This window comes from Aeromicrobium fastidiosum, from assembly GCF_017876595.1.
GTDB classification, from domain to species: domain Bacteria; phylum Actinomycetota; class Actinomycetes; order Propionibacteriales; family Nocardioidaceae; genus Aeromicrobium; species Aeromicrobium fastidiosum.
The window spans coordinates 2118736-2142358 of record NZ_JAGIOG010000001.1 but is presented as its reverse complement, the minus strand read 5'-3'; the positions used below and the strand labels follow the sequence as shown (position 1 = coordinate 2142358).

At 70.0% G+C, this 23623-nt stretch carries 17 protein-coding genes; 9 read left to right on the top strand and 8 right to left on the bottom strand.

Going from position 1 to position 23623, the window contains the following annotated elements; all coding sequences use genetic code 11:
- Positions 1–15: 15 nt before the first annotated feature.
- From JOF40_RS10585 to JOF40_RS10575, 3 genes are all read left to right on the top strand, one after another.
- Positions 16–453: a hypothetical protein gene (locus JOF40_RS10585; RefSeq protein ID WP_129185277.1), complete on the top strand. Its 438-nt coding sequence runs from the start codon at positions 16–18 to the stop codon at positions 451–453.
- Positions 454–521: 68 nt separating this feature from the next.
- On the top strand, positions 522–2912 hold the full coding sequence (locus JOF40_RS10580; protein WP_129185278.1) for an FdhF/YdeP family oxidoreductase: 2391 nt from the start codon (positions 522–524) through the stop codon (positions 2910–2912).
- Positions 2909–3331 carry a DUF1810 domain-containing protein gene (locus JOF40_RS10575; protein ID WP_129185279.1) on the top strand — a complete coding sequence of 141 codons (423 nt, stop codon included), beginning with the start codon at positions 2909–2911 and terminating at the stop codon, positions 3329–3331. The genes JOF40_RS10580 and JOF40_RS10575 overlap by 4 nt, the downstream gene beginning before the upstream one ends.
- 1063 nt (positions 3332–4394) lie before the next feature.
- Here JOF40_RS10575 and JOF40_RS10570 read toward each other — a convergent pair.
- Positions 4395–5912 (bottom strand): OFA family MFS transporter, encoded by a 1518-nt coding sequence (locus JOF40_RS10570; protein WP_129185280.1) that lies wholly within the window; start codon positions 5910–5912, stop codon positions 4395–4397.
- Between the two features lie 85 nt (positions 5913–5997).
- Between JOF40_RS10570 and JOF40_RS10565 the strand changes: the two genes are divergently transcribed.
- From JOF40_RS10565 to JOF40_RS10540, 6 genes are all read left to right on the top strand, one after another.
- The gene (locus JOF40_RS10565; RefSeq protein ID WP_188111932.1) at positions 5998–7260 is read left to right on the top strand and encodes a magnesium transporter MgtE N-terminal domain-containing protein; all 1263 of its coding nucleotides are present in this window, start codon (positions 5998–6000) and stop codon (positions 7258–7260) included.
- The gene (locus tag JOF40_RS10560) at positions 7253–7756 is read left to right on the top strand and encodes a DUF1003 domain-containing protein (RefSeq protein WP_129185282.1); all 504 of its coding nucleotides are present in this window, start codon (positions 7253–7255) and stop codon (positions 7754–7756) included. The genes JOF40_RS10565 and JOF40_RS10560 overlap by 8 nt, the downstream gene beginning before the upstream one ends.
- A 170-nt stretch (positions 7757–7926) precedes the next feature.
- Positions 7927–10722, top strand: a complete 2796-nt coding sequence (locus tag JOF40_RS10555; RefSeq protein WP_129185283.1) for a hypothetical protein — start codon at positions 7927–7929, stop codon at positions 10720–10722.
- Between the two features lie 5 nt (positions 10723–10727).
- Entirely contained in the window at positions 10728–11999 is a 1272-nt protein-coding gene (locus JOF40_RS10550; protein WP_129185284.1) for an ABC transporter substrate-binding protein, read from the top strand.
- A gap of 10 nt (positions 12000–12009) precedes the next feature.
- Positions 12010–14037: a serine/threonine-protein kinase gene (locus JOF40_RS10545; RefSeq protein ID WP_129185285.1), complete on the top strand. Its 2028-nt coding sequence runs from the start codon at positions 12010–12012 to the stop codon at positions 14035–14037.
- A 12-nt stretch (positions 14038–14049) separates the two neighbouring features.
- Complete coding sequence (locus JOF40_RS10540) at positions 14050–18363, top strand: type VII secretion EssC family protein (RefSeq protein ID WP_129185286.1); 4314 nt, start codon at positions 14050–14052, stop codon at positions 18361–18363.
- Between the two features lie 41 nt (positions 18364–18404).
- Here JOF40_RS10540 and JOF40_RS10535 read toward each other — a convergent pair whose 3' ends face one another.
- The 7 genes from JOF40_RS10535 to JOF40_RS10505 form a co-directional block, all read right to left on the bottom strand.
- Complete coding sequence (locus tag JOF40_RS10535; protein ID WP_129185287.1) at positions 18405–18992, bottom strand: hypothetical protein; 588 nt, start codon at positions 18990–18992, stop codon at positions 18405–18407.
- Positions 18993–19018: 26 nt separating this feature from the next.
- On the bottom strand, positions 19019–19675 hold the full coding sequence (locus JOF40_RS10530; RefSeq protein WP_129185288.1) for a hypothetical protein: 657 nt from the start codon (positions 19673–19675) through the stop codon (positions 19019–19021).
- Positions 19672–20256: a hypothetical protein gene (locus JOF40_RS10525; RefSeq protein WP_129185289.1), complete on the bottom strand. Its 585-nt coding sequence runs from the start codon at positions 20254–20256 to the stop codon at positions 19672–19674. The genes JOF40_RS10530 and JOF40_RS10525 overlap by 4 nt, the downstream gene beginning before the upstream one ends.
- 2 nt (positions 20257–20258) lie before the next feature.
- A complete protein-coding gene (locus tag JOF40_RS10520; protein WP_129186001.1) occupies positions 20259–21416 on the bottom strand; it encodes a hypothetical protein in 1158 nt (385 codons plus the stop codon).
- 89 nt (positions 21417–21505) lie between these two features.
- Positions 21506–22828, bottom strand: coding sequence for a putative T7SS-secreted protein (locus JOF40_RS10515; RefSeq protein WP_129185291.1), 1323 nt, complete (start codon positions 22826–22828; stop codon positions 21506–21508).
- Positions 22825–23127 (bottom strand): hypothetical protein, encoded by a 303-nt coding sequence (locus JOF40_RS10510; RefSeq protein WP_129185292.1) that lies wholly within the window; start codon positions 23125–23127, stop codon positions 22825–22827. The genes JOF40_RS10515 and JOF40_RS10510 overlap by 4 nt, the downstream gene beginning before the upstream one ends.
- 108 nt (positions 23128–23235) lie before the next feature.
- Complete coding sequence (locus tag JOF40_RS10505; RefSeq protein WP_129182934.1) at positions 23236–23532, bottom strand: WXG100 family type VII secretion target; 297 nt, start codon at positions 23530–23532, stop codon at positions 23236–23238.
- Positions 23533–23623 lie beyond the last annotated feature (91 nt).

Below are 23623 nucleotides of genomic sequence, written 5' to 3'. Positions count from 1 at the left end.
TGATGTGCTGGCCCGGTGAGCACCGCTGATCTGGTCGCCGAGCTGGCCAAGAAGTCCGGACTCGTCTGGGTCTCGTACGGCGGCCGCGACCACGCCGTGTGGCACGAGTGGGTCGGTGACGCCATCTGCGTCGTCTCCGGCGGCACCGAGCAGCGCCTGCCGGGCATCGCCGACCAGGACGTCGTCACGGTGAGCCTGCGCAGCAAGTCGACCCGCGCCCTCGCCGCCAGGGTCGAGGCGCAGGTCGACGTCGTCGTCCCGGGCTCGGAGCACTGGGACGCCGTCACGACGGCCCTCAAGACCGGGCGCCTCAACCTCGCCGACAGCGACGGCGCGATCGAGCGGTGGGCGGCGGAGTCGGTCGTCGTCCGCCTCGTGCCGACGGGCGAGGCCGTCGTACCGGGGGCCATGTCGGTCGACATCGGCCACACCTCTCCGCGCCTGTCGCCCTGAGCAGGGCGCCGTGCAGGCGTCGCGGTCGCGCGCGACAATGGGGGGACGACCGCGATCTGGAGGCTGGCATGGGCAAGGACAGCATCGACGAGGCGAACCTCAGGGTTCACGGACCGGAGGACCACGCCGCCGGCGTCAAGGCGGTGGCCGTCTCGATGAAGCGCGCCGTGGGGCACATGGGGGTCAAGAACACCGCCAAGACCCTGCTCAAGCTCAACCAGGCCGACGGCTTCGACTGCATGAGCTGCGCGTGGCCCGATCCTGACCCCGAGAACCGTCACGCCGCCGAGTTCTGCGAGAACGGTGCCAAGGCCGTCGCCGAGGAGGCGACCAAGGACCGCGCGACGCCAGCCTTCTTCGCCCGGCACAGCATCGCCGAGCTCGACTCGCACGACGAGTACTGGCTCGGCCAGCAGGGCCGCATCACGCACCCCATGGTCAAGCGCCCCGGTGGCACGCACTACGAGCCCATCGAGTGGGACGAGGCCAACGCGATCATCGCGCGCGAGATCTCGGCGCTCGACTCCCCCGACGAGGCGATCTTCTACACGTCCGGTCGCGCGTCCAACGAGGCCGCGTTCGCCTACCAGCTGTTCGCCCGGGCGCTGGGCACCAACAACATGCCCGACTGCTCGAACATGTGCCACGAGTCGACCAGCATCGCGCTGGCCGAGTCGATCGGCATCGGCAAGGCCAGCGTCTCGATGAACGACGTCTACCAGGCCGACGTCATCCTCATCGCGGGTCAGAACCCGGGCACCAACCACCCGCGCATGCTGTCGGCACTCGAGATCGCCAAACGCCGCGGTGCCAAGATCATCGCGGTCAACCCCCTGCGCGAGGCCGGTCTGCACAACTTCCGCAACCCGCAGGTGCCGCGCGGCATCGTCGGCAAGGGCACCGACATCGCCGATCTGCACCTGCCGATCAGGATCAACGGTGATCTGGCCCTGTTCCAGGCGATCGGCTCGCTGCTCGTCGAGTGGGACGCCCTCGACCACGACTTCATCGAGCGCCACACGACGGGCTTCAAGCAGTGGGCCGAGCACGTGCGGGCGGTCGACTGGACGACGGTCGAGCACGCCACGGGACTCTCGCGGCAGCAGATCACGCAGGCCGCCGAGATGATCCGCGGCTCCGACAAGACGATCTACTGCTGGGCCATGGGTCTCACGCAGCACCGCAACGCCGTCGCCACGATCAAGGAGGTCTGCAACGTCGCGTTCGCCCGCGGCGACATCGGCAAGCCCGGTGCCGGGCTGTTCCCCGTCCGCGGTCACTCCAACGTGCAGGGCGACCGCACGATGGGCATCTGGGAGCGTCCGCCCCAGTCGTTCCTCGACGCAATGCAGGCCGAGTTCGGCTTCGACCCGCCGCGCGAGCACGGGCTCGACACCGTCGACTCGATCCGCGCGATGCGCGACGGCAAGGCCCACGTCTTCATCGGCCTGGGAGGCAACTTCGTGCACGCCTCCCCCGACACCGCCGTCACGGCCGAGGCGATGACCAAGACCCGGCTGACGGTGCAGATCTCGACCAAGCTCAACCGCTCGCACCTGCGCTGCGGCGACACGGCCCTGATCCTGCCGACCCTCGGCCGCACCGAGAAGGACGTCCGCGGCGGCAAGGAGCAGTTCGTCAGCGTCGAGGATTCGGTGTGCTCCGTCCACGCGTCGCGCGGGGTGCTCGACCCGGCCAGCCCGCACCTGCGCTCGGAGACCGCGATCATCTGCGGCTTCGCCGAGGCGACGCTGGGCGACCGCCACGGCATCCGCTGGGCCGCGATGCGCGACGACTACGACGTCATCCGCGACCACATCTCGAGGGTCGTCGTCGGCTGCGAGGACTACACGGCCAAGGTCGACCGCCCCGGCGGGTTCGTGCTCCCCCACCCGCCCCGTGACAACCGCACGTTCCAGACGACGTCGGGCCTCGCGGAGTTCGTCGCATCGCCGATCAACGTGCTCGAGGTGCCCGAGGGGCACCTGCTGCTGCAGACGCTGCGCAGCCACGACCAGTACAACACCACGATCTACGGCATGAGCGACCGCTACCGCGGCATCGAGGGCGGCCGACGGGTCGTGTTCATCCACCCCGACGACATCGCGCACCTGGGCTTCGCCGACGGCGACCTCGTCGACCTCACGGCCCGCTGGGACGACGACGACATCGACCGCGTGGCTCCCGACTTCCGCATCGTCTCGTACGACACGCCCCGCGGCACGGCGGCGGCGTACTACCCCGAGACCAATCCGCTGGTGCCCCTCGACTCGACCGCCGAGCACAGCAACACGCCGACGTCGAAGGCCGTCATCATCAGCCTCACCCCGGCCGATGCGCACCGCACGCGTCACGGGTCGTACGACTCGGAGCAGCCGGAGGCCTGGAAGCGCGGGCAGGACGCCACGGGCTCGGACGACGGGCACAAGCACCACCCACAGCCCGTGCACCTGTCGTGACCGACGCGTGGGACCTCGACCGGTTCGTCGAGGCCCAGGACGGTGGCACGTACGAGCAGGCGCTCGGCGAGCTGACGGTCGGGGCCAAGCGCAGCCACTGGATGTGGTTCGTGTTCCCACAGGTCGCAGGACTCGGACGCAGCGAGATGTCGGTGCGCTACGCGCTCTCGAGCGTCGACGAGGCGGCGGCCTACTGGGCGCACGACGTGCTCGGCCCCCGTTACGAGGAGTGCTGCCGCGCGCTGGTCGACCTCGGCGACGTCCCGATGTCCGAGGTGCTGGGTGCCGTCGACGCCCAGAAGCTGCACTCGTCGCTGACCCTGTTCAGCACCGCCGCTCCCGCCACGGCGACGTTCGAGCTGCTGCTCGCCCGACACTTCGACGGCGAGCCCGACCAGGCGACGACAGCCCTGATCTGAGACTCAGCCCGCGGGGCGTGAAGGCGCGTTCGACCGTGGATCGCACGAAGGCGCGACGGCGTTCGTGCTCGGCCGCCGGCTCGTCGCGCGTCGCGCTCACGTGGCCAGCCGGCTGAGGTGGGATCGGGGTCGGGGTCGGAAGGGTGATCCCCCCGATGACGCGCACCGGCCGGACACGCGACGATCTTCCGTGCGCCCGACACCGTGGCCGGCCCGAAGGAAGGACGTCACCCGTGGCCAGTCACGGCAGCCCACGACCTGTCGACCCGATCCCTCGACGGCGGCCCGTGGTGCTCGTGGCGGTTCTCGTGGGCCTGGTGCTCGCGTTCACGACCCTTCCCGCCCTCGTCGCGGGAGCTCTCCACGGCTCGCGGGACGTCGGATCCCTGACGACGGCGCTCAGCGACGACCTGGTCACGTACATCCGCGCCGGTCGCTCGTCATTCGGCGACGACCTGGGCGACCTGGTGGGATACTGGCGAGCCTGGCACGCGACCAAGGTCGTCATCTGCGCTCTCGCCCTCCTGGTGCTCGTGGCACTCGCCCGCGACCTATGGAGGCAGCACGAGCGTGCCGCTGCGACGACGTCCCTGCGGTGGGCCGCCACCGGCGTGACGATCCTCGTCCCGTTGGCGGCGGTCGCCCTGGCAGCCAACATCCAGTCGACGGCAGCCCCCCTCGGTCGCCCTCCTGCAGCTGCTGCCCGGCCATGCCGACGGGGCGCTCGGCACGGCGCTCGCCGAGCTGCACCGTCAGGTGACGGCGGGAGCGGGTACAGCCGGCTGGTCCCCGCCGGTGCAGCGCCTCGTGCACGAGGTGCGGATCTACCACCTCGTCCTGTCGGCAGTCGCGGGCACCATGGTCATCACGTCGGTGTGCACGGCGGCGACCGCGTGGCGTCAAAGGCGGGATGCCCCGACGTCCGACCGGCGTCGGACGATGCTCGCGACCGTGGCCGCCGTCGCAGAGATGGATGCTCCACCGCATGCACCCCGGATCGGCGCGAGACGGTGGATCCGCAACCTTCTCACCGGGTGGATCCACCTCCCGGGCCACGACCGGGTCAGAACAGGTCGGCCGCTTTCACGACGGTCTCGTAGATGCCGTAGGCCAGCGGCACCAGCACGACGACCCACGCGACGACCAGCAACGGGCCGGCCTTGTCGATCGCGACGTCGTGGCCCGCACCCGTGGATGTCTGCGCGGCGGCCTCGGTCACGGCCTTCTTCTCCTCGTGGAACCTCGCGGCCACCGGACGGATCAGCAGGTTGGCGACGAACCCGACGGCCAGCACGCCGACCATCGTGAGCAGCGCGGGTCGGTAGTCGCCGGCGTTGAGCTGGCCCGGCTCCCCCTTGGCGTCGAGGAACCCGTTGACGATGAGCGGGCCGACGACGCCGGCCGCGGCCCACGCCGTCAGCAGCCGGCCGTGGATCGCGCCGACCTGGTAGGTGCCGAACAGGTCGCGCAGGTAGGCCGGGGCGGTTGCGAAGCCGCCGCCGTAGAAGCTGATGATGACGCCTGCCACCAGTGCGAACAGGATCGTCGAGGTCGAGCCCTGGAAGGCCAGGAAGGCGTAGAGCAGGATGCCGATGCCGAGGTAGCCGACGTAGATGTTCTTGCGGCCCACGACGTCCGAGGTCGACGACCACACGAAGCGACCCGTCAGGTTGAACAACGACAGCAGGCCGACGAACCCCGCGGCCGAGGCGGCGGCGACGCTCGACGTCTCGCCGTCGCGGAAGAAGTCCTGGATCATCGGCGCGGCCTGCTCGAGGATGCCGATGCCGGCCGTCACGTTGCAGAACAGCACGATCCACAGCAGCCAGAACTGCGGCGTGCGGATCGCGTTGGCCGCCGAGACGTTGTCGGTCGTCACGAGCGCCTTGCTCTTGACGGTCGACGGATCGAAGCCCGCGGGCTTCCAGTCGTCGGCCGGCACGCGGATGAGCCACGCACCGAACATCATCAGCACGAGGTAGACGACGCCGAGGGTCACGAACAGCTTGGCCACGGCCGACCCCGATGCGATGCCGGTCGCGGTGTCGAACGAGTCGTCGTAGATGCCAAGCAGCTTGGCCGACAGCGGGCTCGCGATCATCGCGCCACCGCCGAAGCCCATGATGGCCATGCCGGTGGCCAGGCCCGGACGGTCGGGGAACCACTTGATCAGCGTCGACACCGGCGAGATGTAGCCGATGCCGAGCCCGATGCCGCCGATGAACCCGTAGCCCAGGTAGAGCAGCCACAACTGGTCGGTCGCGATGCCCGCCGAGCCGATCAGGAAGCCGCCCGACCAGAACAGCGCTGCCGTGAACATCGCGCGCCGCGGCCCGCCGGTGTCGACCCAGGTGCCGAACACCGCCGCCGAGACGCCCAGCATGACGATCGCGATCGAGAAGACGATGCCGATCTGCGTCAGGCTCACGTCGAAGTTCTGGACCAGCGACGCCTTGTAGACGCTCGTGGCGTACGCCTGACCGATGCAGAGGTGGACGGCCAGCGCGGCCGGCGGGATGAGCCAGCGGTTGAAGCCGGGTGCGGCGACGGTGCGCTGACGATCGAGGATGGCGAGTGGCATGGTTCCCCCCAGGGTGTGAATCGCGTCTCACGCTATGCCGGTCGCCCCGGCCGCGCACGTCGGCGGCCCCGGTAGGGTTCGCAGGGTGAGCGCAACCCCCGGACGGATCTTCCTGTCCCGCATCGTCGGGCAGGCCGTCTTCGACCCCGCGGGCGACCAGGTGGGCAAGCTGCGCGACATCGTCGTCGCGGTGCGGTCGGCCACGCAGCGTCCCCGCGTGCTCGGCATCGTCGTCGAGGTGTTGGGACGGCGCCGGGTCTTCCTGCCCATCACGCGGGTCACGTCGCTGGGCTCCGGCCAGATCATCACGACGGGCGTGCTCAACGTGCGCCGCTTCGAGCAGCGCAGCACCGAGACCCTCGCGATCCACCAGCTGCTCGACCGCACCGTGACCCTGCCCGACGGCACGCCCGGCACGGTCTACGACCTCGCGATGGAGCAGGACCCCCGACGCGACTGGTACATCTCGACCCTCGCGGTGCAGGCCGCCGGCAAGCGCTTCGGCCGCCGCGGGCCCCACCAGGTGCTGGAGTGGGACGAGGTCAAGGGCCTCACGGGTGCCGAGAGCACGCAGGGCGCCACCCACCTGCTCGCCACGATGGACGAGATGCGCGCCGCCGACGTCGCCAACGCGCTGCGCGACCTGCCACCGAAGCGCCGCATGGAGGTCGTCTCTGAGCTCGACGACGAGCGTCTCGCCGACGTGCTCGAGGAGCTGCCCGAGAAGTACCAGGTCGAGATCCTGGGCGTCCTCGACCCCGACCGCGCCGTCGACGTCCTCACCGAGATGGATCCCGACGACGCCGCCGACCTGCTCGGCGAGCTGCCGCCGGCCACGGCCGAGGGCCTGCTGGCGCAGATGGAGCCCGACGACGCCGACGACGTCCGCCGCCTCCTGTCGTACGAGGAGCGCACGGCCGGCGGCATGATGACGACCGAGCCGGTCGTGCTGCCCGCCGACGCGACGATCGCCGAGGCGCTGGCGCGCATCCGCAACTCCGACCTCATCCCGGCACTCGCCTCGATGGTCTACATCTGCCGCTCGCCGCTCGAGACCCCCACCGGCAAGTTCCTCGGCATCGTGCACTTCCAGGCCCTGCTGCGGGAGCCGCCGTCGACCCTCGTCGGCACGATCGTCGACAACGACATCGACTGGCCGCGCCCCACGGCGTCTCTGCAGCACGTCGCCAACCTGCTGGCCGCCTACAACATGGTCGCCCTGCCGGTCGTCGACGACAACGCCCACCTGCTCGGGGCGGTGACCATCGACGACGTCCTCGACCACCTGCTGCCCGAGGGGTGGCGCGAGAGCGACCCCGACCAGGCGGAGGTGGTCGCCCATGGCTGAGCGCGCCCGCCTCGACCAGCCCCGCGAGGTCCGCCGCAGCTTCCGGCCGCGCCGCGGAGAGTCCGATCCCGAGCGGTTCGGGCGCTTCGCCGAGTCGACGGCACGCTTCCTCGGCACGGCGACCTTCATAGCGTGGATGACGGTGTTCGTCGCGGTGTGGATCGGCTGGAACATGCCGTACGGCCCCGACCGTCCCCGCTGGGACGAGTACCCCTACATCTTCCTGACGCTGATCCTGTCGCTCCAGGCGTCGTACGCCGCTCCGCTGATCCTGCTGGCACAGAATCGCCAGGAGGCCCGCGACCGTGTCACGCAGGAGCAGGACCGTGCCGCCGCGGCCCAGACCACCGCCGACATGGAGTTCCTCGCCCGCGAGGTCGCGAGCCTGCGCATGGGCATCGGCGAGGTCGCCACGCGTGACTTCATCCGCGGTGAGCTGCGCAACCTCGTCAGCGACCTCGAGCGCCGCGACGACGAGGACGACGACCGCGACTGACCGCTGCCGGGGGCCCCGCGGCCCCGATCCGCGTCAGGCAGTCTTGTCGCCGATTTGCAGGTACGATGACTGCGCACCGAGACGTGACTTTGTCGCGTCTCGGCTGTTGTACAGCAGGTACACGAGATGATTGCCCGCGCGACGAGCGACGCGGGTCGGACAGGGGAATCGTGCAGAGCTCTTCCAGGGGAACCAGGGCCACCGAGCGGGGCCGCAGCCGCGTGACCGGAGGCCTGCGCATCGCGGGGGTCGGCGTCGTCACCGCAGGACTCGTCGCCTACGGCCTGCAGAGCGCCGCCCAGGCCGCACCCGAGAAGGTGCTGCAGTCCGTCGACGTCACCCTGGGCACCGACGGTGCCGTCTCGTCGATCTCCAGCACCGCGATCCGCAGCGACGGCGAGAGCGACCCGTCCGACGACGAGAAGACGCACGACCCGTCCAAGGTCGCCGGCGACCTGCCCATCCGCGTGCTGACGTCCTACCGCCTCGGCAAGAAGACGGGCACCGACCTCGACGACCTCAAGGGCGCCAAGGGCCGGGTCCACATCGAGGTCACCGTCCAGAACACGACGGTCCGTCCGACGCTGCTCTCCTACGACTCCGAGGCGCAGAGCAAGACCTCGCCCGCGCTCGTCGGCACGCCCCTGACGGTCGTCGCCTCCGCCGACCTCGGCGACACTCCCCTGTCGCAGATCGTCCCCGCCTCCAACGACGGCGAGACCGCCGGCACCAACGGCGTCGTGAGCCGCGGTTCGGGTGGCGACGCGCAGGTGCAGTGGGCCACGATGCTCGCGCCGCCGCGCCTGGCCACCAGCGCGACGTTCACGCTCGTGCAGGACGTCGACGACTTCGATCCGCCGTCGTTCGACATCAGCGTCCAGCCCGGACTCGTGACCGACACCTCGGTCTCCCGCCTGATCGACTCGGTCTTCACCGACGACAACGGCACGCAGAAGCTGACGAGCCGCACGATCGCCCTGCTCGGCTCGGTCGGCACGGTGCTCACCGACGCCACGACGGTGCTCGCCAAGGTCGAGGAGCAGCTCGACGGATCGGCCAGCGACCTCGGCAGCAAGACGATCTCCGACCTGCAGTCGAGCTCGTCGTACGTCACCTCGGCGCTCAGCGGGCTCTCGGGCGACCTCGACAGCCTCGAGACATCGATGGACAGCCAGCTCAAGACCTCGCGCGACAAGGCCGTGCAGCAGCTCGCCAACAGCTTCAAGCAGGTCAAGGACAAGGTCCTCGGCGACCCCGACCAGATCGTGCCGGTGCTGCCCGCTCCCACCGCGACGGGCTGCGTCGTCCCGACCCTCACCGAGAAGGACTCCTCGACGGTCCTCGGCCAGCTGCGGGTCATCGAGGCCCAGCTCAACCAGCTCTCCGGTGCCACCGCCGGCTGCAAGGACGAGATCGCCGTCGGCCTCAAGGCCACGATCGGCACCCTCGAAGACACGTGCCAGGCACCACGGCCCGGCTCCACCCCGACGGCCCTCGGCTCGCTCACCTGCGCCTCCGACGCCATCGGCACGGCCACCGAAGACCTGACGGCGGTCCAGGCCGATGTCAACGCGACGTTCGACGAGCAGCTGCTCGTCGACGCCCGCACCGCGCTCGACAACGTCCTGCTCGGCACTCCGGGCAGGAACGGCATCCCTTCCCGCGAGGGCGGGCTCGCCGAGATCCGCTCCCGCGCGAGCGAGCTCAACTCCGGAGCAGTGGGCGATGACCTCGAAGAGCTGAAGGACGATCTCGAGGACGTGCAGACCGAGCTCGAGGGTGTCAAGCTCGATCTCGGCACGATCAACCAGCGCGCTGGCGACCAGATCGAGAGCCTCACGGCCGCGCTGGCTGACACCGACCGGTTGGCTGACCTCGTGTGCGCCCAGATCACCGACCCCACCGCGCTCACCGAGGCGATCGAGCTCCTTCAGGGTGCCGGTTCGACGTGCGACACAGACTCGACGGACGAGGAGACCACGTCGCTGACAGGCAAGATCAACGCGTCGATCGAGGCGGCTCAGGAGATCCAGGCGCGATCGGCCGTCACAACGACTGGTCCCGACACGCCCGCACTGGGCGGCATCGTCGAAGGCTTGCTCGACACCGTCGGCGGCCTCCTGCAGACGCTCAACGCGATCACCAGTGGCGCGGGCGGCAACTTCGCCACGCGGGTCCAGACCCTCGTCGACACCATCGAGCAGCTGTACCAGCCCATTCCGGTCGACCCGATCGACGACGTGCCCCAGCCCGACAAGCCCGCCCTGATCACCCAGCTCACGACGGCCTTCGACGACTTCGAGAAGAACCAGCAGGACGTGTCCAGCGTCCTGAGCGACGCCTTCACGGACGCTGGCGAGTCCCTCACCGACACCGATTCCAAGATCGCCGGCAGCAAGACCGTCGTCGACGCGGCGCGCCAGAAGGCCGAGACCGGCTCGAGCGGACTGTTCACCGAGTTCAGCAAGTCGCTGGCCAGCGTCGGCTCGTCGATCGTCCAGGACGGCGCACAGGCGGTCCGCCAGCAGCGGGCCCAGCTCGACGCCGAGGCCAGCACGTTCGCGCGCGGCCTCGACGGCACGGTCGCCAAGTCGATCCGGGCGATCGGCTCGCAGGTCAACGCGGCCAACCGCGACCTGAGCTCGTCCGAGAAGGAGCTGACCGGCGACCTGCAGGCCATCTTGGTCAACATCGGCAAGCCGCAGCAGAACGGCAGCGGGTTGCTGGGTGCCATCTACACCGGAGCACGTCGCACGGGTGCCTCCAACGGCGAGCTGGTCGACGCCGCCAAGCTGGCCGACGCCTTCAGCCAGGTGCGGGGGGCCTCGCTCGACGATCTCTACCTCCAGCAGGCGCAGGTCACGGCTTCGCTCGAGAAGGAGGCCGCGTTCCCGGTCTTCGACATCACGGTGCCGGCCGGGTCGACGACCCGCACGGTGTTCTCGTTCCACATCGGACAGGACTGATCGCGATGGCACGCACGACCCGCACCACGACTCTGTCGGTCCTCGGTCTGGCCCTCGTCGCGACGACGGCGCTGTCCGCCTGCACGGGCAGTGACGACGCGCCGCCTCCCCGCGAGCCGGCCGAGGTCGGTCTGACGGTCAAGGGCGTCAAGGACATCTCGATCGGCCTGCTCGTCTCGTCGGCGTCGTCGGCCGGCGAGGGCTCCGACTACACGGGCCCCTCCGCGGGTGCCGAGCTGGCGACGTACCGGCTTGGCCTCGGCGACACCAAGGTGCAGATCAAGATCGCCGACGACCAGGGCGATGCCGACGAGGCGACGACCGATGTGCAGACGTTGATCGACGAGGGCGTCTCGGGCATCGTCGTGGCCACGTCCGGCGAGCACGTCCTGCCTGCCCTCGAGACCGCCTCCGCGGCCGGGGTGGCCGTCGTGGCCCCGTACCTGCGCACCGAGCAGCCCCTGCCCGACGGCGTGTACGTCACGGGACCGAGCGAGGACGCGATCACCGCCTCGATCAAGCGGGCCATGCAGACCGACGAGGTCTCCGCGCCGGCTGTCATCACGGCGGACGACGTCCCCGTGCCGGCTGTCGGTGGCGGCGCGCCCCTGCCGTTCACGGGATCAGGCCTCGACGACCTCGTCGACACCGTGACGAAGGGCGTCGAGAAGAAGACCCTCGACAGCGTCGTGGTCAGCGCGTCGGCCGCCAGCGAGGGAGCCGTCGTCGCCGCGCTCCAGGGCGCTGTGCCCGACGTCCCGATCTATCTGACCCCCGAGGCGCTGACCCCGTCCTTCGCGTCGGCGCTCGACAACAACTCCGGCACGACGTCGGGACGCTTCGTGTCGGTCGGGGCCCCGGCGTCCGACTCCACGACGCTCGGCTCGACGACGGCGGCCGACTCCGCCGCCGCCTACTTCGCCGCGCTCCGGCTGGCCGCCGGTGACACGTCGTTCACCTCGGCGCTCGACGAGACGCCGTTCTCGACCGTCGCCGCCGATGCCGACCTCCCGAGCCACGACGCGGTCCTCGCGCTGGTGCATGCCGCCGCGAAGGCCAGGTCGGGCGAGCCCGCCAAGGTCGCCTCGGCGCTCGCGACGCTCACGCTCGGCGTCAAGGACGCGCTGGCCGGCCCGGCCCTCGACTTCACGTCGTCGTACGCGCTGCCCGCCGACAGCGTGGCACCGCTCTACGCCACGACCCAGGACCCGGGAGTGCGGCCCGCCGGCGACTCCCCCGTGCTGACCTGGTTCGAGCTCACCGACGACGACGCTTAGGGAGTGCACCATGGACGTCGGCAGCCGCCGCGCGCTCGGTAGCCGCTACGAGCTGGTCGACCGGCTCGGCTCGGGAGCGATGGGCGAGGTCTGGCGCACCCACGACCGGGTCGCCGACGAGTTCGTGGCGGCCAAGCTGCTGCGCAGCGACCTGACGCAGGATCCCGAGATCGTCGGGCGCTTCATCCAGGAGCGCGCGATCCTGCTGAGCCTCGACCACCCGCACATCGTCCGTGTGCGCGACCTGGTCGTCGAGGGCGATGACCTGGCCATCGTGATGGACCTCGTGACGGGCCAGGACCTGCGGGCCCACCTGCGCCGCGTCGGCACGTGCGCCCCCGCTGAGGCCGTCCCTGCGATGGGCTCGGTGCTCGACGCCATCGCCGCCGCCCACGAGCGCGGGTGCCTGCACCGCGACATCAAGCCCGACAACGTGCTCGTCGATGACGGCGAGACCCCCCTCGCCGATCGGGTGAGGCTGTCCGACTTCGGCATCGCCCGCCTGGCGCAGGAGTCGACCGTCCAGGCCACGGGACTGCTCGGCACACCGGGCTACATGCCGCCCGAGCTGTTCTCGGAGGGACGCTTCAGCGGCGCGTCCGACGTCTACGCCGCCGGCATCATGCTCTACGAGCTGCTGGCCGGACGGACGCCCTTCGCCGGTCCCGGCACCGCGCACACGATCGGCTTCCGGCACGTCACGGCCGACCCGCCGACCCTGCCCGTCCCCGCCGCGCTCTGGAACGTCGTGCGGTCGATGCTCGCGAAGGACCCCACAGCCCGTCCCACCGCGGCCGGTGCCGCGGCGATGCTCCGTGGCCTCGACGACGAGGCACTGTCCGGCACCGCGCTGCTGCCCCAGGCCGATCCGGAGACCTGGACGACGCTCGGAGCAGGAGCACCGTCGTCCAACGTCGTCCAGGTGCGCCAGGAGGAGCAGCTCGACGTCGGCGCGACCAACATCCGAGGTCTCTCCGCCCCGACGGCGCCTGTCGCCGAGCAGGGCGACGTCGTGGCCCTGTCCCCCGGCGAGGGGGTCGGCACCGACGCGACCAACATCGGGCGCCACCTGCCCACGTACGCGCCGCCCATGCTGGAGCCCGCGGCGCCGACACCCGAGGCCGACAAGCGCCGCACCCGCTGGTGGTGGATCGGCGGCGTGCTGGGGGCCGCGGTCATCATCGGCCTGGTGTTCCTGCTCGTCGCGAAGGGGCTGCCCGGGGGCGGCAAGAGCAGCTCGAGCGGCACGGAGGCCATCACGGCCGTCACCGACGAGGACGTCTATCCGACCGGCCTGACGATCGAGTCGAGCGCCGAGTACGACGCCGACCAGGGCACGATCGACCTCAGCATGAAGTACTCGGCCGCCCGCACCCCGCTGGCCGGCGCGGTCCTGGCCGTCATCCCTCCCGTCCGCGAGGCCGACGGATGTCCCGCCGTGGAGTGGGGCGGACCCGTGACGCCCAACATCGGCCGCAGCACCGGCATCCTGCCGCAGTGCGGCGGCTACTCGATCGACGTGTCGCTCGCGACGGGCAGCGGCAGCACGGTCGAGGCGATCGTCTCCGACATCGACCTGGGCAGCGAGCCGCAGGAAGCGCTGCAGTCGTGGCTCGACCGCCAGCAGGAGATCACCCGCGACGCCGTCACCGACCCCAAGGTCGCGGGCGTCGCGTCGTACCCCCTGCAGCGCCTGGTCGGGCTCGACCTGCGCATCCCGAGCACCCTCACCCTGGGCAAGGACGACGCGGTCCGCGTACGGCTCTTCCCGGTGTTCGCCGACGGCAAGCCCGACGAGCTCCAGCCGCTCTACGACAGCGAGTCGAACGGCCGACCGTCGTCCCTGCTCACCTCGTTCGCAGGTCCCGACCCCCTGACCTTCACCCCGTCGTCGAGCTGCGACGGGGCGGTCATCGCCGACAGCGACGGCACCATCGTCGTGCGCGGCAAGGTCAGTGGGTGCACGCTCACGGGACGCGTCGGCAACTTCGACGACGTCGAGAGCAACGGTCTGCTCGTCGTCGGCCCCAACGGATAGGAGATCACGCGCATGCGGATCACGGTGACCCTGGCACAGCCCACCGACGAGACCGATGTCGTCATCGACTGCGACGACGCCACGCCTGCCGAGGAGATCGAGCGAGCACTCGCCCAGGAGATCGGCAGCGACCGGGGCTGGAGCCTGCGGCGCGTCGACACCGACACGGGCGACGGCACCGTGGTCACCGCGGCACCCGAGGGCCTGCGCCACGGTGCCCGCATCGGGTTCGGGGTCGACGCCGTCGCCACCGAGCTGCCCCCCTCGGGTCTGCAGCTGCACGTCGTCGGCGGACTCCACGCCGGCACCGTCATGGCCCTCCCACAGGGCACGCACGAGCTGGGGCGCGGTGCCGCCATCGCGTGGGACGACCGCTCGCTGTCGCGCCGCAACACCCGCATCACCGTGACGCCCGACGAGATCACGGTCACCGATCTCGGCTCGACCAACGGCACGTACCTCGAGGGCGTCAAGCTCGATCCCGAGGTCGAGACGCCGTGGCCGCTCGGCCAGGTGATCGAGGTCGGCGACTCGACGATCATGGTCCGCCCCGCCCGGCACGACGAGACGGTCGTCGAGGCGGCCGAGCCGGGGTGGCGCACGTTCCTGCGTCCGCCCCGCATCAAGCCGTACCACCTGACGCCCTCGGTCGAGGTGCCCAAGGCACCGTCGGAGCAGAGCCGCCGCAGCTTCCCGATCATCGCGGCACTCGCGCCCCTCGTGCTCGGCATGGTCATGGTCGCCGTCACCGGCAGCAAGACGTTCCTGATCTTCTGCCTCATGTCGCCGGTCATGCTGCTGGCCAACTTCTTCTCCGAACGGCGCGGAGGTGCCCGTAACTACAAGGAGAAGCTCGAGGAGTACCACCAGAAGCTCGAGAGCGCGCAGACCCGCCTGTCGGAGTCGACGACGTCCGAGCAGGCGCGGCTGCGCTCCGAGATGCCCGACGCCGCCGAGACCTTCGTGACGGCGGTGCTGCCCGGCAACCGGCTGTGGGAGCGTCGACGCCACGACGACGACTTCCTGAGCCTGCGCCTCGGCACCAGCGACGAGCCCACCACGATCTCGATCACCGGCGAGGTGCCCGAGACGATGCCGGTGCTGCACGCCGTCCCCGTGGGGTTCTCGGTCACCGAGTCCGGCATCGTCGGCATCGCGGGACCCGACGAGCAGGCCGACGCCGTGCTGCGCTGGACGATCGCGCAGATGGCCACCTACCACGCACCCCGTGACCTCTCGCTGTCGTTCCTGACGTCGCGTGGTGGCGACGAGTGGTCGTGGATCAGCTGGCTGCCGCACGCCCGCTCCGACGACCCCGAGGGCCCCATCGCGATGGTCGGCAACGACGCCGACACCCTCTCGGCCCAGGTCACGTGGCTCAACGCCACGATCAAGGCGCGCGTCGACGCCGGCAAGGCGTCCCGAGCCAGTGCCGAGAGCTTCCCGGCGCACGTCGTGGTGCTGCACGGCTACCGCGGCCTGCGCGCCGTCCCGGGCCTCAACCAGGTGCTCGAGGACGGTCCCGCGGTCGGCGTCTACGCGCTGTGCGTCGACGACCACCAGCGGTCCTTGCCCGAGCGCTGCGACGCCACGGTGCAGGTCGATCCCGTCGACAAGAACCGCGCCGCGCTGCGCCGCAGCGGTCACCGAGCCGTGCCCGACCTGCTGCTCGACGGCGTCTCGGTGCCCTGGACCGACGACCTCGCCCGGTCGCTGGCCAGCCTGCGCGACATCGGCGGCCCCGAGGACGGTGAGAGCCTGCCCGACAGCGCCCGCCTGCTCGACGTCCTCGAGCTCGACCCGCCGACGGCCGACAAGGTGCGATCCGGATGGATCATGCGCCCCATGAGCACCGAGATGGTGCTGGGTGCCGGCCTCGACGGACCGTTCTCGCTCGACCTGCGCAGCGACGGCCCCCACGGACTCATCGCCGGCATGACCGGCTCGGGCAAGACCGAGCTGCTGCAGACCATGATCGCCTCCCTCGCGGTGGCCAACCGTCCCGACGCCATCAACTTCGTGCTGGTCGACTACAAGGGCGACAGCGCGTTCAAGGACTGCGTCAAGCTGCCGCACACCGTCGGCAAGGTCAACGACCTCGACCCGCACCTCGTCGTCCGGGCGCTCGAGTCGCTCAAGGCCGAGCTCAAGTACCGCGAGCACTTCCTGGCCGAGGCCGGCACCAAGGACATCGAGGACTACCAGGCCCTGCAGGCCAAGGAGCCCGACCGCACCCCCCTGCCGCGCCTGCTGCTCGTGATCGACGAGTTCGCCCAGCTCAGCAAGGACCTCCCCGACTTCGTGACGGGGCTGGTCAGCATCGCCCAGCTCGGTCGAAGCCTCGGCATCCACCTGCTGCTCGCGACGCAGCGCCCCAGCGGCGTCGTGTCGGCCGAGATCCGCGCCAACACCAACATGCGCATCGCCCTGCGCGTGGCCGACGCCGCCGACAGCACCGACGTGCTCGACACGCCCGACGCCTCCCGCATCGCCAAGTCGACGCCCGGTCGCGCCTACGCCCGACTCGGTGCCGGGGCTCTCCAGGCGTTCCAGTCGGGACGTGTGGGCGGACGCCGACCGGGCACCGTCGCGGCCGACGTCCCGCCGCCGTTCGTGACCCGCGTGTCGTGGCGCACCCTCGGCTACGCGGCCGCCAAGCCGCCGCGCCGCAAGGAGACCGAGGTCGCCGGCACCGACCTGTCCGAGCTGGTGTCGGCGATCGTCGAGGCCGCCCGCGACGAGCAGATCCAGGAGCAGCGCAGCCCGTGGCTGCCGGCTCTCCCCACCGAGATGCAGTGGGCCGACGAGGTGCAGGGCGAGGCCCGTCGCGGCCACGTCCCGGCATTCCCGTACGGTCGCCGCGACGTGCCCGACCAGCAGCGCCAGGTCGTCGCCGACCTCGATCTCGAGCGCGACGGGCACCTGCTCGTCACGGGATCGGCCGGCAGCGGCCGCTCGCAGCTGCTGCGCACCATCGCCGCCTCGATCACCCGCCTCGCCGATCCATCTGACGTGCACCTGTACGGCATCGACTGCGGCAACGGCGCGCTCAACGTCTTCACGAGCCTGCCGCACACCGGCACCGTCGTGAGCCGCAGCGAGGGTCAGCGCGCCAGTCGCCTGCTCGCCCGCATCGGCGAGGAGCTCGACCGCCGCCAGCAGATCCTGTCCAGCGAGGGCTTCGGTGACATCTCCGAGCAGCGTCGCGTCAGCGAGCAGCCGCTGCCCCACCTCGTCATCATGCTCGACCGCTGGGAGGGCTTCACGGCCACGCTCGGTGCGGTCGACGCCCTCAACGACGTCGTGATGCGGGTGCTGCGCGAGGGTGCCAGCCTCGGCGTGCACGCCATCATCACGGGCGACCGCTCGTTGGCCTACAACTCGCGCGTGTCGTCGATGACCGAGAGCAAGCTGACCCTGCGGTTGGCCGAGCGCGACGACTACGGGCTGGTCGGCCTGCGCCCCAAGGACATGCCCGACACCGTGCTGCCGGGGCGCGGCTTCACCCGCAACGGCAACGAGACCCAGATCTACCTGCTCGACGGCGACCTGGGCGGTCAGGCCCAGGCCGCGGCCCTGCGCGAGATAGGTGCCCGTGCCGCTGAGCGCGTCGGCGAGGTGGCGATACCTCCCTTCCGCGTCGACGCCCTGCCTCCCCGCATCGAGGTCGACGCCGCCCTGCAGCTGGTGCCAGCCGGTGCTCCCGCGCCGCACATCGTCGCGGGCATCGGCGGCGACGAGCTGCAGGCCTTCGCGATCGACACGACCCGCAGCAACGCGTTCATCGTCGCCGGACCCGGCCGCTCCGGGCGCAGCTCGGTGCTGGTCGGCATGGCGCAGACGTTCATGGCGACCGGCGGTGCCGTCATCGCGATGGCCCCGCGCCCCAGCCCCCTGCGCGACCTCACGGGGCCGGGCGTCCTCTCGGTCTTCACCGACCCGACGACACCTGCAGCCACGTTCGACGAACTCGTCGAGGGCGCCGGTCGTCCCGTGCTCGTGCTGATCGACGACGGCGAGGGCCTGCGCGACGCGGCGGGCGGCGACTTCTTCCTGCGGGTCGCCCGCGGCCAGGTCGCCGACACGTTCGTCGTGCTGGGCGGCCACGCCGACGGCGTCGGTGCGGGGCTCAGCGGCTGGCAGCCGGAGATGAAGAAGGCCCGCCAAGGCCTGCTGCTGTCGCCTCAGGGCATCTCCGACGGCGAGCTCATCGGCGCGCGAATGCCGCGCAACGTCCTCGGTCTGCCGGTCGCCGTGGGTCGAGGCTGGTTGCACCTCGGCGACGGCACGCCGGTGCAGGTCGCCACGATCGCTCCCCCACGCTGATCAGCTCTGGCTGACTGACGTCGGCGGCGACCTACGGGTCGTCAGCCGACGTCGAACAGCAGCACCGCGAGCACGCCACCGACGATGACGAGCAACGGGATGCCGATGACGGTGCCGACGATGATCGGCGTCTGGTGACGTTCCCAGAACGTCAGGGCTGGTGCGTGCGACTGCTTGACCTGTTTCCAGGTGCTGACACGCGGCACACCGGTGGCGGCGGCACGCCCCAGCTCGTCGAGCGTCTCGCCGCGCCACTGACCGCGCACCAGCCGGATGTGGTGGGTGCCGTCGGTCACCAACATCTGCGGTGTGATGCCGTACTGGTCCGCGAAGACCACGACCTCGTAGCCCGGGGCACGACGTCGGACCCGCGTCAGCTCGACACCCCCGCGGCGGTGCACGACCACGTCGGGTCCGACATCGACCTCGCTGGTCGACTCGATGCGTCGGTGCCGTATCGCCAGAGGGACCGCGATGACGGTCGTGATGACCGCGACGATCCCCACGATGAGATATCCCAACAGGTAGATCGCCACGACCAGCGCCGGGATGGCGATCAGCAGGAGACGCCACGGCCGCGGGCCGGCACCAGACCTCGCCGCAAAGGTGCGAAGGTGCACGTCCGTCACGAGATCCTCCTGGTTGTGGGACCCGCCTAGTCTGCCTCGGACGGCGGATAGACGCTCGGCTGCCACTGCAGGTCGCCGTCCCCCTGATGCAGTGTGGCGGCGATCGAGTCGAAGACGAAGGTGAGCTCGTCGGCCAGAGGGTCCGTCGACGTCACGAAGCTCAGGACCAGCAGGTCGTCGAGGCTGATCTGCACCATGTAGTCGATGTGGGTGTGCCACATCTCAGGCGAGCCGGGCTCCTCACCGAGGGGCTCGAGAACTCTGCGACGGCGGCGGGTCGCGGGAACGCCGGCGAGCACCAGCTCATCGACCTCCAGCACCCCGGTGGCGTCTCCGAGCAGCCTCCTCAGGTCCTTGGCGACCTCGCGGTCAGACCCGATGTACAGCTGGGCTACCAGCAGCGTCGCCGACACCGGCAGGCCCGCGATCGGCTCCATCAACGCGTGGAGCTGAGTCACGCCGTTCTCGGCGGCCCGGGCGAGATCGGCCTTGAGACGGCGATCGGCCTCGATCCGCACCTGGATCAGCTCGTCACGGGCCGTGCCCTCGAACTGGCGGTCCAGCAGGCGTTTGATCTGGCCGTTGCGCAGGCCAGGATCCGTCGACAGCGTGGCCCATCCCGACGGGACCAGCAATCGCCAGGCTCCCTCCGGCCCGTTGACGGTGCGGGTCTCGGACGTCATCGTGCTCCCTTCACCGATCGAGCCAGCTCGATCATGGCGTCCGAGACGTCGGCCGCCATGACCAGGTCCGTCATGGGGATGCTGGTCAGCGCGATCGCGTAGTTCTCGTCGGCGGGCAGCCAGAATATGCACACCACCTCCTGCAGCTCCGTGCCGTGGTCGGTCGTGGAGTAGGTGCGGTTGCGCAGGAGCGTCGCGACCCCCGAAGCCGTCTCGATCTGCTCGACGTTCGGAGGCTGGTGGAGCTGGGACTCCGAGACGAGGTCGGCGACCATCTCCGCTGGCGTCGTCCCAGGCCTCACCCGGACCGCCTCGAGCCGGGCCACGGTGCGAATGTCGAGCGTCCTGCCGCCGGGCGGCAGCAGCACCCAGGCCCCTAGCAGGAGCGTCGTGTCGCCGAGTGCCTCCGTGAGCTGCTCGGTCAGCCCGGTCAGCCCGGCCGCCACCATCCTCAAGGTCTCCGGCGGCGTCGGATCATCTGCGAAGTGCTCGACGACCATGTCTGCGTACTCGTCGGGGTCCGTGTCGAGCGCGAGCGGGAACCACTCGCGAAAGCCTCCGACACTAAGAGCTGGTTCCACGGTCATTCCCCTTCCGAGCGGATCTGCTCGCGATTCCACCGTCGATGTCTGAGCTGTGCCGAGGCGGCAACGGCCGCCGCGAGGCCGGCGACGAGCGCGACCGAGGCCCTGAACGCGTCGAGGTCGTCGAACGGGGCGATGTGCCCGAGCGCGATGAGCATCGCTACGAGGGCCGTCGCGAATGGTCCCATGGGGACGATCTCCCCGTCGGCTGCAGCCGACGAGGCCGGCGAGTCCAAGGTGCCGGCGCTCGCCTGCAACCGGTGCGACACCAGATACTCGGGTGAGGCCAGCGCCGCCCGCACGGTCGTGACCTCGATGCCATGGCGACGGCAGGCGTCGGTCAGCGCCGACCGGTCGGAGTCGGTGGTCCAGGACGACGCCTCGAGGAGCATGAGGTGGACGCCGCGACGGTCGACGAACGCGATGACGTCCGGTCCGATGATGCACCGTTGTGCGCCACCGAGGTGCGGGCCCGCCACCCAGGTCTCGGTGGCCCCGACCACGTGCACCACGTCATCGGCACCGATCTGGAGCCGTGCCTCGCGCAGTTGCCTCGGCACACGCTCATCGAGGAGGTTCAGCACATCGGTGCGGTCGGGACTCGACGGGCGTCCCCGGACCAGGTCGAGAAAGCGTGCACGGTATCGCCACTGGTCGGCGGCGAGCACCGCGACGGCAACGGTGCCCAGGACCGACGCGATCTGGCCGACCACACCGTCTGTGCTCAGCATCGCGAGCACAGACAGCACCGTGACGGTCAGCAGCACGATGTGCCGCCACAAGGCGGTGCGCAGCTCCGCCCGCACCGGCTGGTGGACCAGGGCAGAATCGGGCGCGGAGGCCATGGCTGCATCATTGGCCGTGCCGGGCTCGAGCGCCAGTCCGCACGCCTGCGCGAACTCGTCGGCCCCCGACACCTCGCGCATCTCGCTCGCGCTCGAGACCTGCCCGTGCGACAGCAGGCGCAGGGGGACGACCAGCAGCGCCGCATCGTCGGACAGCAGCGCGAGCACCTGATCGTAGTCGTCGAAATAGCCCCGCCGGGCCCGCGTCCGCAGACCGCGCGGGATCAGGTCGCCGCGCAGCAGCACGACCCGCGCCACCTGGCCAGGCGAGGCGACCACCGAGTCGGCGGCACCGGGACGTCGAAGAACCACCCCGCCTGCGCTGTCTGCGTCGATGCGCCACCCACGAGCGTCCGCAATCTCCAAGCCACTCAGAGGACCAGGACGCAGCGAGAGTCGCGTCACCGACCAGCGCTCGAGATGTGCGTGCCGAGATCACCGATGTTGTCGATCGTGTTGAACAGGGGTCCGTCGGCAGTGAAGATGTCGTGGGCCGTGGCAGGGATCGACAGCACGGCACCCGTGCCCTCGTAGACAACGTTGCGCAGGGCGGTGTTGAGCGAATTGACCATGTCGAGCGACGGGGACATCGCCTTCAGCGCATTGATCTGACGGATGTTCGACACGACACCGTCGAAGCCTGTGACCCTCAGCAGCGTCTTGTCGATCACCAACGAGTCCAGCTGTCCGCGGAACGAGCCCAGGGCGTCGTCAACCGCAGCAGCCTGCTTGCCGAGCCCCCAGTTGCGGATGAACTTGATGGGGACGATCTTGGCGAACTTCACCATGGGCGACAGATTCTTGATGACCTGGGTCGTGATCTTCGCCTCTTGCATGGCACGCACGGCACCGAGCGCCTTGGTGGCACCCTTGGCACCCTTGAGCACAGCGCCGCCGCCGATCACGCCGAGCGTCGCCCAGGCGACGTCCTGCCAGGTGGCGTCGCCCATCAGGAACTGCACCACCGTCAGGGCAAGAATCGTGGCCCCCAAGTAGAACGCGATGGTGCCGAGGACTGCGAGCACGCCCGCAAAGGCACCACCGGTGCCGATGATGAGCAGCACGATGATCACGATGGCCAGGATCACGGCCAGCACCTGCAGCGCGTCGACGATCACCGCCAGAGCCGAGCTGACAGCACCCTTGATGTCGTCCATCTTGCTGTCCTTGAACTGCTCGGACGCGTTCTTGATGTCGCTGGCCGCCTTGTTGGCGGCGGTGTCGAGGTCTTCGAGGGCGTTGACGAGACGGGTACGGGCAGCGCTGAGTGCCGAGTTGGCCTTCTCGAGGTCCTTGCCGCGCTGCTCCTCGTCGCTCTTCTGCGCCTCGGTCGGCTCGGCGACACCCTCGAGGTCACTCGTGGCATTGGCCTTGCGCTGGGCCTCGGCCTCGACGGCGTCGGCGACCGCACCGGCGGTCTCGTCGCGCGCGGTGCCGACAGCGATCGCGAAGGTCGAGAGCGCCTTGCCCGCGTCGACGTACTTCTCGGCGGCCTTGTCGAGATCGCTGTAGGCGTCGTCAGCCTTGTCGGCGAGCTCCTTGGCGGCCTCGCCGGTCCAACCGGTCATGTCGCTGATCTGGCGCAGCAGCGAGGCTGCGTCGTTCATCTGCTTGCCCTGGTCGGAGAAGATCTTGGCCGACTGCTCGACGTCGTACTCGGAGGCCGGCACCGGGTCCTTGCCCTCGCCCACGAGCTCCCACTGCAGGTAGTTGCGCGCGCTCACGACTCGTCCTCGGGCTTCTGCTTGAGGGCCTCGGCCAGCTCGAGATCGGCCTTGGTGAACTCTTCGCTCGACTTGCTGGCCATCTTGGCGAGGGCCTCGACCTTGTCGTTGAGCTTGTTGCGCTTGTCGTCCCAGTCGTTGACGAAGTCGTCGATCGCCTCGGCGACCTTGTTGTGGCCGACTTCTTCCTTGTTGAGCTCTTTCAGACGCCCGTCGTCCTTGAGCTTTCCGTGGAGATCGCCGAGCTGGTCGCCCAGGGTCTCCAGGTCACCGCTGTTGTAGGTCAGGTCAGCAGCCATGGTTCAGTGCTCTCTCGCGTGGGAGTGGTCAACAGAAAGAGTCGACACAGCACGAGGTGGCCGGACGTTGGCCCGGCCACCCCTTGCCGAGTCGGTGATGCTGGTCGATCAGCCCTTGAGGGCGCTCGCGAGCTGCGTGTCGACGTCGGCGAACGTCTCGGCGGCCTTGTTGAGGTACGTCGCCATGCCGTCGAGACCCTCGAGCGCCTTGGAGACACCGGAGTTGAACTCCTCGTACGACGTGCGGAACTGGTCGGATGCCGAGTCGGTGACGAAGCCACCCGTGACCAGGCCCTCGATCTGCGTCTTGAGAGCCGACAGCTGCGACTCGATGTCCACGCGACCGTTGTTGAGCTTGGTCGCCTGGTCCTGCATCTCCTGGTAGGAAACTGAAACGTTGGCCATGCTGCATACCCCTTCTACAGCGCCACGGACGAACCACGGCGGGATGACAATCGGAATGACAGCATGACTTTAACCGACAACTCCGACGCCG